The 12,670-nt window shown below is 65.9% G+C and carries 14 protein-coding genes and 1 riboswitch; of the genes, 5 read left to right on the plus strand and 9 right to left on the minus strand.

From position 1 onward, the window contains the following. Positions 1-97: 97 nt before the first annotated feature. From folE2 to metZ, 3 genes are all read right to left on the minus strand, one after another. On the minus strand, positions 98-1,147 hold the full coding sequence (gene folE2, locus BMW90_RS05165; protein ID WP_074835353.1) for a GTP cyclohydrolase FolE2: 1,050 nt from the start codon (positions 1,145-1,147) through the stop codon (positions 98-100). 138 nt (positions 1,148-1,285) lie between these two features. Continuing rightward, positions 1,286-1,483 (minus strand): hypothetical protein, encoded by a 198-nt coding sequence (locus BMW90_RS26285; protein ID WP_139211215.1) that lies wholly within the window; start codon positions 1,481-1,483, stop codon positions 1,286-1,288. Positions 1,484-1,648: 165 nt separating this feature from the next. Then, positions 1,649-2,845 carry an O-succinylhomoserine sulfhydrylase gene (gene metZ / locus BMW90_RS05170; protein ID WP_074835354.1) on the minus strand — a complete coding sequence of 399 codons (1,197 nt, stop codon included), beginning with the start codon at positions 2,843-2,845 and terminating at the stop codon, positions 1,649-1,651. 50 nt (positions 2,846-2,895) lie between these two features. Further along, a riboswitch (SAM riboswitch) is annotated at positions 2,896-2,972 on the minus strand. A gap of 113 nt (positions 2,973-3,085) precedes the next feature. On the opposite strand from metZ, the gene BMW90_RS05175 reads away from it, so the two are divergent. After that, complete coding sequence (locus BMW90_RS05175; RefSeq protein WP_074835356.1) at positions 3,086-3,514, plus strand: hypothetical protein; 429 nt, start codon at positions 3,086-3,088, stop codon at positions 3,512-3,514. 21 nt (positions 3,515-3,535) lie between these two features. Here the strand turns inward: BMW90_RS05175 and BMW90_RS05180 are convergent, their stop codons facing one another. Genes BMW90_RS05180 through BMW90_RS05190 form a run of 3 tightly spaced genes read right to left on the minus strand, consistent with a single transcriptional unit; the run spans position 3,536 to position 5,589 of the window. After that, a complete protein-coding gene (locus BMW90_RS05180; protein WP_048530581.1) occupies positions 3,536-4,144 on the minus strand; it encodes an inner membrane-spanning protein YciB in 609 nt (202 codons plus the stop codon). 11 nt (positions 4,145-4,155) lie between these two features. Beyond that, positions 4,156-5,058: an EamA family transporter gene (locus BMW90_RS05185; RefSeq protein ID WP_048530580.1), complete on the minus strand. Its 903-nt coding sequence runs from the start codon at positions 5,056-5,058 to the stop codon at positions 4,156-4,158. Between the two features lie 6 nt (positions 5,059-5,064). Then, positions 5,065-5,589: a peroxiredoxin-like family protein gene (locus tag BMW90_RS05190; RefSeq protein ID WP_074835358.1), complete on the minus strand. Its 525-nt coding sequence runs from the start codon at positions 5,587-5,589 to the stop codon at positions 5,065-5,067. A 191-nt stretch (positions 5,590-5,780) separates the two neighbouring features. On the opposite strand from BMW90_RS05190, the gene BMW90_RS05195 reads away from it, so the two are divergent. Continuing rightward, the gene (locus BMW90_RS05195) at positions 5,781-6,263 is read left to right on the plus strand and encodes an MgtC/SapB family protein (RefSeq protein WP_048530578.1); all 483 of its coding nucleotides are present in this window, start codon (positions 5,781-5,783) and stop codon (positions 6,261-6,263) included. 8 nt (positions 6,264-6,271) lie between these two features. Here the strand turns inward: BMW90_RS05195 and ftsY are convergent, their stop codons facing one another. After that, complete coding sequence (gene ftsY / locus BMW90_RS05200) at positions 6,272-7,639, minus strand: signal recognition particle-docking protein FtsY (RefSeq protein ID WP_074835359.1); 1,368 nt, start codon at positions 7,637-7,639, stop codon at positions 6,272-6,274. 203 nt (positions 7,640-7,842) lie between these two features. On the opposite strand from ftsY, the gene BMW90_RS05205 reads away from it, so the two are divergent. Then, a complete protein-coding gene (locus BMW90_RS05205) occupies positions 7,843-8,547 on the plus strand; it encodes a hypothetical protein (RefSeq protein ID WP_139211217.1) in 705 nt (234 codons plus the stop codon). A gap of 23 nt (positions 8,548-8,570) precedes the next feature. On the opposite strand, the gene BMW90_RS05210 is transcribed toward BMW90_RS05205, so the two are convergent. Beyond that, positions 8,571-10,256 carry an NAD(P)H-dependent oxidoreductase subunit E gene (locus tag BMW90_RS05210; protein ID WP_074835362.1) on the minus strand — a complete coding sequence of 562 codons (1,686 nt, stop codon included), beginning with the start codon at positions 10,254-10,256 and terminating at the stop codon, positions 8,571-8,573. A gap of 175 nt (positions 10,257-10,431) precedes the next feature. Between BMW90_RS05210 and BMW90_RS05215 the strand changes: the two genes are divergently transcribed. After that, positions 10,432-11,460, plus strand: a complete 1,029-nt coding sequence (locus BMW90_RS05215) for an alkane 1-monooxygenase (RefSeq protein ID WP_074835364.1) — start codon at positions 10,432-10,434, stop codon at positions 11,458-11,460. Positions 11,461-11,500: 40 nt separating this feature from the next. Then, a complete protein-coding gene (locus BMW90_RS05220; protein ID WP_048533705.1) occupies positions 11,501-11,893 on the plus strand; it encodes a hypothetical protein in 393 nt (130 codons plus the stop codon). A gap of 4 nt (positions 11,894-11,897) precedes the next feature. Here BMW90_RS05220 and BMW90_RS05225 read toward each other — a convergent pair whose 3' ends face one another. Next, positions 11,898-12,635: an alpha/beta hydrolase gene (locus tag BMW90_RS05225; protein ID WP_074835365.1), complete on the minus strand. Its 738-nt coding sequence runs from the start codon at positions 12,633-12,635 to the stop codon at positions 11,898-11,900. Between the last annotated feature and the right edge of the window lie 35 nt (positions 12,636-12,670).

Consider the following 12,670-nt stretch of genomic DNA (forward strand, 5'->3'; position numbering starts at 1 on the left):
AAACGGTGGAAATCAGGCCGGTTTTGCGCCCGGTCGCCCGCCCCGACGATGCGCGGGGCGGTGCATTTATGCATCAGGCAATCGATCGTGGGCCCGGTCAGCCGGCGTGGATCAGCGTGGCAAAGAACCGGGGATCGATGCTGGCGGTTTCGAAGGTCGGGCCGGAGGTGAGCACCGAGATCGCATCATGCGAGTGCAGGCTTTCCTGATGGCTGGCGGCGACCCGGAAATCGCCCACTCGCGGCTCGGCCTGAAGCCGGGCGCAGAACAACCGCGCGGCATCTTCGACAAAGATCGGATTGGCGGCGTTCAGCTCGGCAAAGGCCTGTTCATCCTCGCGTTTCACCATCACCTGGGTTTCCGTCGGCACGGCGGCGCGGCAGAGATCGATCAGGTCTTCGAACCACAGGCATGCCTCGCCCACCACCTCGACCGAAATCCGCGCCACCGAGCGCTGCGAATGCGGCGTGGCCAGTTGCCCCCGTTCGCGCCGGGCATGTTCGCTGAGCTCCAGCGAACAGGGGCAGGTCGAGGAATAGACATAGTCGAGGTGGAGGATCTTGCGACGTTGGCCTTGGCTTTCGATCAGTTCCAGCGCGATGTCGTAATATTGATAGCCACTGAGGCCCGAGCGCAGGCTGTCGAGCCGGACCGGGAAGGAAAAGCGCATCTCGATGCGGGCATCGAAGCTCTCCAGGTCGGTCTTGTAATCGTCGAGCGCGGCTTCCATCACCTCGAAGCTGAAGGTCTTTTCCGAATGCCGGTAAAAGGACCGCATGATGCGGCTCATGTTGATGCCCTTCTTGTCGGCGCCGAGGCTGACGGTGCCGGTGACGGCGGTTTCCAGCGTCAGATCGCCGCCGCCGCGGGTGTGAAAGCTGATCGGCAGGCGGAAATTCGAGATACCGACATGCTGAATCGGCTCATTGGCACCGCGGATCAGCGAGGCGGGGCCGTTCTGAAGATCGGGCAGACTGGACTTGTAGGTGGAATCCACCTCGAATTCGGCCGGGTAGATCGAGGCCATGTCGGGATAGCCCAGCGCGGTCGCGCCGGTGGCATCGGTGTAGCGGCGCAAGAGATCGACGGCGGCTTCGGCCTCTTCGCGGCTGGGAACGCGGTTCAATCCGGGTGTCGGGAGATTCATCAAAGGCCCCTTTCTGCGCAGACACAGGCTCTAATTAAGCCCTCGCGGAGAAAATACTATGGTCTGTGACGTCATCTGGACATGCAAAAGCGCCGGATCCAGAGGATCCGGCGCTTTTAATTCATCAAATGCCGACTATCAGTCTGTACCCGACGAGCTTTCGCCGTTTGCAGCGGCAGCGATGATGACCAGAGCGGTCGCGCCACCCACAACTGCCAGACCGGTGGTTGCACCTTGGGTCGACACAAAGGGATCGGCTGCGGTTGCAGCTTGTTGAGCGACGGCCGGAACGGCCAGCGATGCCGCCAGAGCGGCAGTGATCATCAGTTTTTTCATTTCGCACCTTTTGACTTGAGTCTTGAATGGCATGACTCGGAACGCTCCGAAAAGCCAGAAGAAAATTCTGCACATGCGAGAGTTCGGCAAAAGATTGCCGTGACGGCACACTGCCCCGCCAACTGCGTCATGTGAGAGCGGCATTTCCGCCTTCCGCTACAGCGGCTAGCCTTGCCCCCCGGTCGCGTGTTCCAGGGCGGCCTCGAGATCGCGCAGCAGGTCCTGCGGGTCTTCCAGCCCGCAACTCAGTCGAATCAACCCCGGGGTGATGCCCAGAATCTGCTTCTGATCGTCGGGAAGCCGCTGGTGGGTGGTGAAGGCCGGCGGGGTCGCAATCGTCTTAGCATCGCCGAGGTTGTTCGAAATTACCGCGATCTCCAGGAGGTTGAGAAAGGCAAAGGCCGCCTCGCGCCCGCCCCGGATGTCAAAGCTGAGCACGGTGCCGCCGGCGCCAAGCTGGCGCATCGCCAGATCATGCTGGGCATGCGAGGCCAGGCCGGGATAGATCACCCGCGACAGCGCCGGGTTGCCTTCGAGCTTTTCGGCCAGGTGCTGCGCCGTGGCGGTCTGGGCGCGGACCCGCAGATCCATCGTTTCGAGCCCCTTGAGCAGCACCCAGGCGTTGAACGGGCTGAGCGCGCCGCCGGTGTGCTTCATGAAGGCCTCGATGGGGCCGCGTATGATCTCTTTCGGGCCGAGGATCACCCCGCCCAGCACCCGGCCCTGGCCGTCGATATGCTTGGTCGCGGAATAGGTGACGATATCGGCGCCCTGGGCAATGGCATCGGAATAGATCGGGGTGGAAAACACATTGTCCGACACCACCAGCGCGCCCACCGCATGGGCAATCTCGGCGACGCCGGCAATATCGACGATCTCGAGCGTCGGGTTGGACATCGATTCGAAGAAACAGAGCCGTGTGTCCTCGCGCACCGCCGCGCGCCAGGCCTCGAGATCGGTGCCGTCGACGAGGGTGACCTCGACGCCGAATTTCGGCAGGATGTTTTCCAGGATGAAGAGACAGGAGCCGAACAGCGCGCGCGCCGCGACCACGTGATCGCCGGCCTTCAGCAGCGCCATCAGCGCGCCCTGCACCGCCGCCATGCCCGAAGCGCAGGCAAAGGCATCCTCGGCGCCCTCGAGCCCGGCGATCCGGTCTTCGAACATCGCCACCGTGGGATTGCCGTAGCGCGCATAGATGAACTCGTCCGGCCCGGCTTCGAGGAACCGCGCCTCGGCCTGTTCGGCGTTGTCATAGACAAAGCCCTGGGTCAGAAACAGCGCTTCGCTGACTTCGTTGTACTGGGATCTGCGGATTCCGCCGTGCACCAGCTTGGTGCGGCTGTTCCAATCATTGCTCATGTCTCGTCCTTCCAAACCAAAAGCCCCCCGGGCGCGGCCAAGCGAACGGGGGGCTTTCGTTGCTGACCTTTTAGCGGAATTTTTTACGTGGCCCGCAATCCGGTAACAAATCGCCACGGCGCCGGTGATAGGCCGTTGCGCCCGAGGGGTCAAGTCCGTCACGGTGCTGTAACAGCCGCTTCACCCGGGCGTCATAGGCTATCTCTAACTGCTTCGCACAAGATGTAGTGGGAGATTCGCATGCCCCTGTCCAACCAACTTGCGCCGCTTTCAGGGACCGCCGGATTTCGGGCCCGGCTCGGCTGGCGGCGCGCCCGCGCCGGGCTGGCTTGGGCGGGCGCGGGATTGACGGGGCCCACGCTGCTCACCCGGGTGTGCGACCGGTCGACGCTGCCGCCCGACGTCATCGACGATGAGGTCACCGAGGTGATCTGCTTCAAAGCGTCGCTGGCGCTCAACCGGCTGTTGGGCGGCGATGCCGATATGACCTTTTCGGCCCGCGTCTTCCGCGCCTCGACCGGACGGGGATGGGCCGCGAAACGCTGCGCCTGGGCGCTGGTGCGGATCTTCGTCGATCTGTCCTGCGCCATCCTGCGCGGCGAATCCCGGCATTGCGAGACGGCCTGGACCAACCATTGCCGCCGCCCCGGAGCCGCGCGCCGGGGCTGACGGGCCGCAGGCACGGCGCAATCAGCCCTTGTCGTCTTCGAGGTCCATGTATTTGTGCAGCGCCGCGAATTGCGCCCAGATGAAGGCGAAAAGCGCGATCGGAAAGCCGAAGGTCTCGATCTTGACCCAGACGTCGGTCGACATGGTGCGCCAGACCACCTCATTCGCCACCGCCAGCGTCAGAAACCCGAGGCAGATGCGCCGCGTCAGGATCATCCAGCCTTCCGGCTGCATCGCCACCGCGTCGGACAGCAGATAGGCAAGATAGGATCGGCCGCGCAGCAGCCCGATGCCCAGAAGCAGCGCAAAGAAGCCGTAGACTAGCGTCGTCTTCATCTTGAAGAACCGTTCGTCGTTGAACCAGGCGGTCAGCGCACCGAAAAAGATCACCATGATCGCCGTAAAGACCTGCATCCGGCTCAGCTCGCGGGTCAGCGCCCAGTTCACCGCCATCGCCAGCAGCACGATCGGCACAAAGACCACCGTGGCCACGATGAAGCCGGAATATTCCTGGCCGCCGAACAGGAAGACATCTTCCTTGAGCCAGAGGTACAGCCCGAAAAAGGCCAGCGGCGGCCCCAGTTCGAGCACCTGTTTCAGCACCGGGTTGATCTCGCGTTTCTCTGTCATCTGCACCTCTGTTACCCACCCATTTCCACGATCACGGCCCCGGCCGCGATCAGGGCCATCAGCGCGATGCGCCGCGGCCCCACCGTTTCCTTCAACACCAGCCAGCCGATCAGCGCGGCAAAGACCGTCGAGGTCTCGCGCAGCACCGCCGCCTCGCCCACCTTGTCAAGCCGGGTGGCCAGCATGATCGCCCCGAAGCTCGCAAAGGCGATCAGCCCGCCGACCCAACCACGCAGCAACAGCGGGCGGAGTGGCGGTTTCAGCGCCGCCCGCCGCCAACGCCGCGCCGCCAGCACCGGCATCACCACCCCGTCGATCATGAAGAACCAGGCGAGAAAGGTGAAGGGATCGGCGGTCGCGCGGATGCCATAGGCGTCATAGGTCGTATAAAGCGCCACGAACAGCCCGGTAAAGACCGCCAGCGCCAGCGCCGCGTTCAATGTTTCGCGCGCGGCCGTGAGAAAGATCAGGTTGTAGACCGCAAGCCCGAAGATCCCGGCCAGAAGCACGCCGACGCCCAGCCATTGCACCAGGGTAAAACTCTCGTCAAAGATCAGATAGGCGCCGATCACCGCAAACAGCGGCCCGGTGCCACGCACCACGGGGTAGACCACGGTATAGGCGCCACGGGTATAGGCCATCGCCTGCAACAGCTTGTAGGCGGTGTGGATCACGAAGGCCCCGGCAAAGATCGGCCACATGTGCGGCTCTGGCCAGGGCACGACAAAAAGCGCGAAGGGCGCCGCCATCAGCCCATAGGCACCGTCGATTGCCCCGCGGCTCAGCCAGGGGTCGTGGCGGCCTTTCTGCAACGCGCCAAAGACCGCGTGCAGAAAGGCCGCATTCACCGCCAGGATCAGCGCCAGCCGATGCCCGGCCTCGGTGCCCTCGAGCGAGATCAGCCACTCGCTCACGCGGGGTCAGCCGGAATGAGTGCCGCGAATCGGATAGTCTTTCTCCAGAACGAACTTGATGCGGGACGGCAGTTTCTCGAGGTCGGGCCGCAGGAACGGCGCGTTCGATATGTCGACCATGTGCAAATTGCCCTGCGGGTTGATCAGGAACAACCCCGGTTCGGAAAATGGCCGGTCGGTTTCCTCGGGCGAGCGCGGGTCCGAGATATAGAGTCCCAGGGTCTTCATCTGCTCGATCGACAGATCACAACCGATCGGCACGCTCAGCCCCTGATCGGCGCGGAACTTGCGCGCCTTGGCCTCGGGGTCGGCCGAGACCGCAACCACCTCGATGCCAAGCTCGGCGAACTCCGAGAGCCGGGGTTCGAGATCGGTGAGATATTGCTTGCAGATCGGGCAATGCAGCCCGCGATAGATGAGGACCAGCTGCCAATCGGCGGTCTCCGGGCGGCCGAGGGTGATCGTGCCGCCGCCAAGCCGCGGGATTTCGGTGACGGGAAACGGATCGGCGGACGAAAGCGCGCTATGCATGAGAACTCCTGTACGTGTTGACCAGCGCCGCCGGCGGGCGGCTGAACCCGGAATCTAGGCGCACACGCGGCCAGGGAAACGGGAAGTCACGCAGGGGTGATCGCGGCGGGCCCCAAAGGCCGTGGCGGGCGTCTTGGGGAACCGGTCGCCGTCCTGCGCGTTCGTCCCGCAACGACAAGGGGACGACTTTCATGTGGCAGGACGCCCTGGCGGAATTCCAGAACACCTTTTCGGTGGTACCGGTCGGGGCGGCCATGGCGCGCCTGCTGACGGCCGTCGTGCTGGGCGGGCTGATCGGCATCGAACGCGAATGGCGCCACAAGCCGGCCGGGCTGCGCACCCATATCCTGGTCTGCGTCGCCGCCTGCCTGTTTGTCATTCTCGGGCTCGAGATCAGCCAGCTTGATTTCGGCCAGGACGACCAGCAGCGCCAGGATCCGCTGCGGATGATCGAGGCGGTCACCGCCGGGGTGGCCTTTCTTGCCGCCGGGCTGATCTTTACCGCCAAGGGCCAGGTCAAGAACGTCACCACCGGCGCCTCGCTCTGGCTGGCGGGGGCGGTGGGCCTGGGCTGCGGCGCCGGGCAGATGCCGCTGGCGGCCCTGGCCACGGGGATCGTGGTGTCGGTGATCTTTTTGCTGAGACAGCTCGAGCGCCTCTGGGGCACTCATTAGACAAGGCCTCACCTGTCGAGCCCGGTGAGCGCGGCGGCGAACTCCTCGGGATCGAAGGGGGCCAGATCGTCGATCTTTTCGCCCACACCGATGGCGTGGATCGGCAGGCCGAACTTGTCGGCCAGCGCCACGAGGACACCGCCCTTGGCGGTGCCGTCGAGCTTGGTCATCACCAGGCCGGTGACATTGGCCAACTCCTGGAAGGTCTTGACCTGGGACAGCGCGTTCTGCCCGGTGGTCGCATCCAGCACCAGCAACGTGTTGTGTGGCGCGTCGGGGTCTTTCTTGCGGATCACCCGCACGATCTTGGACAATTCCTCCATCAGATCCTTGCGGTTCTGCAAGCGCCCGGCGGTGTCGATCATCAGGAGGTCGGCGCCATCCCGCGCCGCCTTTTCCATCGCGTCGAAGGCCAGGCTGGCCGGGTCCGAGCCCTCGGGTGCGGTCAGCACCGGCACCCCAGCCCGTTCGCCCCAGACCTGCAACTGCTCGACCGCGGCGGCACGGAAGGTATCGCCCGCGGCGATCACCACCTGCTTGCCGGCGGCGCGGAACTGGCTGGCGAGCTTGCCGATCGTCGTGGTCTTGCCCGAGCCGTTGACCCCGACCACCAGCACCACCTGCGGTTTCTTGGCGTAAAGCGGCAGCGGTTTCGCCACCGGCTCCATCACGCGGGCAATCTCGCCCGACAGCAAATGCTTGATCTCGCCGACCGACAGCTTCTTGCCGTAGCGCCCCTCGGCCATGTTGGCGGTAACGCGCAGCGCGGTGTCGACACCCATGTCCGAGGCGATCAGCAGCTCTTCGAGCTGCTCGAGCATGTCGTCGTCCAGGGTGCGGCGCAGCACCTCCTGCTGCCCGCCCCGCCCCAGCAACCGGCCGATCAGGCCCGGGGTGCGGGTCGGCACCTCGGCGGGGGTCTCGGGCATCGGCATCTCGACCGGCGCGGTGGTGCCGGGCATCTCCTGCGGGGTTCCGGCCGGGCCGGGCACACCGGCCGGCCGGTCGGGTTGCGGCACCTCGGTGGGCGCCGGCGGCGGGGTCACATCCGGCCGCGGATGCGGCACCGGATCGGGCCGTGGCACCGGCTCTGTCTCGGGCTCCGGCTCGGTTTCCGGCTCCGGCACGGTCTCGGGCTCCGGCTCCGGCACGGTTTCCGGTTCGGGGTCCGGTACGGTTTCAGGCTCGGGGTCCGGCACGGGATCGGGCTCCGGCTGGATCTCCGGCGCGGGCTCGGGCGGGGTCTCCGGGCCCGGCGTCACATCCGGGTCGGGCGCCGCGATTTCGCCGCCATCCTCGACAATTGCCTCAAGCCCCTCGTCCAGCTTCGACGAAGACTTGAACAGCCGGTCCTTGAGCTTTCCGAAAAACGACATGGCAGAGTTCTCCTTTGTGTTTCACCTATAACTTTCATGTCAGCAGCGAAAGGTCTGGTTGACTTGAATCACCGCCGCCACACATTGGCCTCATGCGGCCCGCGATCCTGTTGTGTTGTCTTCTGATCCTCCTGCCTCCGCCCGCGTCTGCGGCGCCCAAGGGAGCCGCGGCCTGCGCCCGTATCGCCGAGGTTGCCGGCGCCGTGCGGCTGGCCCCCGCCTTCCTTGCCCGGGTGCTCTGGGAACGCGGCGAGATGACCGCCGGCCTGGCCATCCCCGCCACCGCCGGTCAGCTTGCCGGGCTTCAGGAGCGTTTTGGCAATCCCGGCCTCGCCGCCCTGGCGCTGTCCGGCGGCGCCGCTCTGGTCGAGCGTTACCTGGCGGGCGAAGGCATTGTGCCGGCGCATGTCGATTTCGTCATTCTCACCACCGGAGAAACCCCGGAGTACTGGCGAAACAACCCGCAGGAATGGCCCGAGTTCCGCCTGGCAGCCGAGGCCGATTTCGCCACCGCCTGCCGCGAACTGATCGCCGGACGCCGGGGCGAGCCGCTGCCCGAGCTTCCGCCCCTGCCCGAGGCCGGCTCGGTCGATCCTGCGCTGACCGCTGCGGCGCTGCCCAGCCTGCGCCCAAGGCTGCGCCCGACCCCGAAGCTGGGAAAATGGGGCGCGCAGCTGGCCTTTGGCAACAGCCGGGAACGCGCCCGCGCCAATTTCGACCGGGTCACTCGGGTCTGTCGCGAGGTGGTGGGCCGCAGCCCCGATCTGGTCTTTGTGGAAAACCGCGTGCGCGGCCGGCCCGGCTACTGGATGGCGCGGGTCAGCCGGATGGATCGTGACGCCGCGGAAGCGATCTGCCGCGACGCCCGCAGGCGCGGCTGCTCCTGCGCGGTCTACAAGAATTACTGAGCCTGCGAGGGCTCGCCCGGGCCTCAGATCTCGTCGGGGAAATGTTTCATCACCAGCCGGATCGGATTGGGCGCCGCCTGCCCCAGCCCGCAGATCGAGGCATCGGCCATCGCCTGGCTGACTTCTTCCAAGAGCCCCTGATCCCAGCTCTCCGCCTGCATCAGCTTGACCGCCTTTTCACAGCCGACCCGGCAGGGGGTGCATTGTCCGCAGCTCTCATCCTCGAAAAAGCGCAGCATGTTGAGCGCGGCCGCCCGCGCGCTGTCGTGATCCGAAAGCACCACCACCGCCGCCGAGCCGATAAAGCTGCCATGCGGCTGCAAGGTGTCGAAATCCAGCGGAATGTCATCCATCGAGGCCGGCAGCAGGCCCGAGGACGGCCCGCCGGGCTGATAGGCCTTGAAGCTGTGGCCGTCGAGCATGCCGCCCGCCGCGTCGATGATATCGGTGATGGTCGAGCCCGCCGGCAGCAGATGCACGCCGGGCCGCTTCACCCGGCCCGACACCGAATAGGAGCGCAGCCCCTTGCGGCCGTTCAATTCGACACCCGAGAGGATCTCGGGCCCTTCGCGACAGACCCGCGCGACCCAGTGCAGGGTTTCGACGTTATGCACCAGCGTCGGCCGGTCGAAGACGCCGACCTGGGCCACATAGGGCGGCCGGTGGCGCGGCAAGCCGCGTTTGCCCTCGATGCTTTCGATCATCGCGCTTTCCTCGCCGCAGATATAGGCCCCGGCGCCGCGCCGCAGATCGATATAGCCAGGGCGCACGATGCCGGCCGCTTCCAGCGCGGCGATCTCGCGGCGCAGGATCTCCAGCACCGCCGGATATTCGTCGCGCATGTAGATGAAACAGGTCTCGGCTTCGACCGCCCAGGCGGCGATCAGCATTCCCTCAAGGAAAACATGTGGTTCCCGCTCGAGATAATAGCGGTCCTTGAGGGTGCCGGGCTCACCCTCGTCGCCGTTGACGGCGAGGTAGCGGGGGCCGGGATTGCCACGCACGAACCCCCATTTCTTGCCCGAGGGGAACCCGGCGCCGCCCAACCCGCGCAGGCCGGAGGCCAGGATCTTTTCCTGCACCTCTTCCCAGTCGCCCGAGGTGCGCAATTCGGCAAGCGCATTGTATCCGCCACCTTCACGATAGGCGGCAAGCGCCTGATATCCGGGGATATGCGCATGGGTGTCGCCGGCTGCAATCGCAGCCTGAACCTTGTCGACATCGGCATGATCGATATGGCTGTGCCCCAGCTCCAGCACCGGCGCGGTGTCGCAGCGGCCCATGCAGGGCGCGCGCAGCACGCGGACTTCGCCGGGGTCGAGCCCCTCTTCCAGCGCGGTGCGCAGCGCCTCGGCCCCGGCCAGCTCGCAGGAGAGCGAATCGCAGACCCGGATGGTCAGCGCCGGCGGCGGCGTATCGTCTTCGCGCAGCGGGTCGAAATGGGCATAGAAGGTCGCCACTTCCCAGACCTCGGCCATCGGCAGCTTCATCTCTTCGCAGAGCGCGCGCAGATGCGCCGCCGAGAGATGGCCATGGGCGTCCTGGATCAGATGCAGGAACTCGATCAGGAGATCGCGGCGGCGCGGCCTGTCGCCCAGCAGCGCCTGCACCTCGGCCAAGGCCTGATCGTCGAATTGCCGGCCCTTGGGCGTGCGCCGCCCCTTGCCGCGGCCGGATTTCCAGACGCCCTTGCGATCGTCGAGTGCCATATTGCTTCCTTCCCTGACTTGCGGCGACTTTAGAAAGCCCGACAGCCCCTTGCGAGGCCAAATGCGACGTCTCGCCTGTCTTTCGCGTTGCCGGCTGCCCTGATAATTTCATGAATTGTCCTATCGGAAACCAAATCTTCCTATATGGACGTCAGACACGACAAGGATTTCGACCGTGACCCGCTTTGCCGCCACCACTCTTGCCCCTGTCTTGCTGCTTCTGGCGGCGGCTGGCTGGGGCGGTGTCTGGATCTGGCTGGCGCTGGCCTATCTGACGCTGCTGGTCTTTGCGCTCGACCGGCTGGGGGGGCTGGCGGCGCCGGGCGATCCCGGCACTGCCTTTCCGGCCGGCACCACGCTTTCGGCAGCGCTGGGGCTGATCCATTTTCCGCTGCTGGCGCTGGCCGTTCTGGTGGTGGCGGGCCAGACCGGCGCCACGTGGCCGGAACGGGCCGCGGCCTACCTGGCCTTCGGGCTGTTTCTCGGGCAGGTCGGCAATTCGAACGCCCATGAGCTGATCCATCGCGCCGACCGGCGGCTGCGGCGGCTTGGCGTGGCGGTCTATGCCTCGGTGCTCTACGGCCATCATGCCTCGGCCCATCCGCTGGTGCATCATGTGCATGTGGGCACGGCGAAAGACCCCAATTCGCCACGCGGACGGGAAAGCTTCTACCGCTATATCTGGCGGGTCTGGCGCGGCGAATATCGCGCCGGCAAGGCGGCCGAAACCGCCCGTCGCGCCCGCGCCGGCAAGTCCGGGCCGCATCCTTTCGCGATCTATGCCGGGATCAGCCTGCTCGCGCTGGCGGTGTCGGCCGGTCTGGCCGGCCTGCCCGGTGTGCTGGCGCATCTGGCCCTCGCGGCCTATGTGCAGAGCCAGCTGATGATCACCGATTACGTCCAGCACTACGGCCTGCCCCGCAGCCGCGGCGCCGATGGCAAACCCGAACCCTGCGGCCCGCGCCACAGCTGGAACACGCCGCATTGGTGTTCCTCGGCGCTGATGCTGAACGCGCCGCGCCATTCCGATCACCACAGCCGCCCCGGCGTGGCCTACCCCGGGTTGCGGCTCGACGAGACGCGGATGCCCACCCTGCCGCATTCGCTGCCGGTGATGGCGCTGATCGCGCTCTGGCCGGCGAAATGGCGGCAGATCATGGATCCTCTGGCCGAACGCTGGCGCAGCCGTCCCGCAGATTTGTGACTTGCCCCGCGCCGCGCGCTCCTGTCAGATTGGCCGCATGATGAGACATGCGCTGATCGCCGTTGCCCTTGCTCTTGCCACACCGGCCGTCGCGCAGATGTCGGCGTCGGAGTTCGAGGCCTATACCACCGGCAAAACGCTCTATTTCCGCTCTAACGGCCGCGACTACGGGGTCGAGGAATACATGGAGAACCGGCAGGTGCGCTGGTCTTTCCTCGATGGCCGCTGCCGCGAGGGCGAATGGTACGAGGACAGCCGCGGCATGATCTGCTTTGTCTACGAGGATTCGCCCGACCCCCAATGTTGGTCGTTTCGCCGCGGCGCAGACGGCCTGGTGGCACGGTTCGAGGATGACCCGGAAAGCACCGAGCTGTACGAGGCGCGGCAAAATGACGAGCCGATGATGTGCCTCGGGCCGGAAATCGGCGTCTGAGGCCTCAGCTCACCTCTTCGATCGCCCGCGCGATCAGCGGCAGGCAATCGGGCGCGGAAAAGCTGTGATCGGCGCCTTTCAGCAGGGTCAGGGCCATGTCGGGGCTGTCGGCATGATCGAGCAGGCGCAGCGCGGTCGCGCGGCTGACGGCCTTGTCCTCGGTGCCCTGCACGCAGCGCACCGGAAAGGGCAGCGCCAGCGGCGTCCGCAGGACCAGATGGTTGCGCCCATCCTCGATCAGCCGGCGGGTGATCCGATAGGGCGCGCCGTAGTCCGACGGCGCATCATAATAACCCTGCTCCATCACCTGCGCGCGCTGCGCTTCGGTGAAGCTGGCCCAATAGCCGTCTTCGGTGAAATCCGGCGCGGCGGCGATGGTGACAAGGCCCGCGACGGTATCGAGGCGCTGCGACATCAGCAGCGAAATCCAGCCCCCCATCGACGAGCCGACCAGCACCAGCGGCCCCTCGCAGGTGGCGCGGATCACTGCTTCGGTATCCTCGGCCCAATCGCCGATGCAACCCTCGTCAAACCTGCCCGAGCTGACGCCATGGCCGGAATAGTCAAACCGCAGGTAGGCCCGGCCCCGGTCGCGGCACCAGTCCTCGAGCCAGACCGCCTTGGTGCCGGCCATGTCGGATTTGAAACCGCCGAGAAAGACCACGCAGGGCCCGTCGCCCTCGGTCTTGTGATAGGCGATCTGGCGGCCTTGGGTCGTGGTCAGGGTCTCAGGCGCGGTCATGCGGGGCTCCGGTTTGGTCGTGTCGGGGCGATATT

Origin of the sequence: Marinovum algicola, from assembly GCF_900109145.1 — a bacterium.
GTDB classification, from domain to species: Bacteria; Pseudomonadota; Alphaproteobacteria; order Rhodobacterales; family Rhodobacteraceae; genus Marinovum; species Marinovum algicola.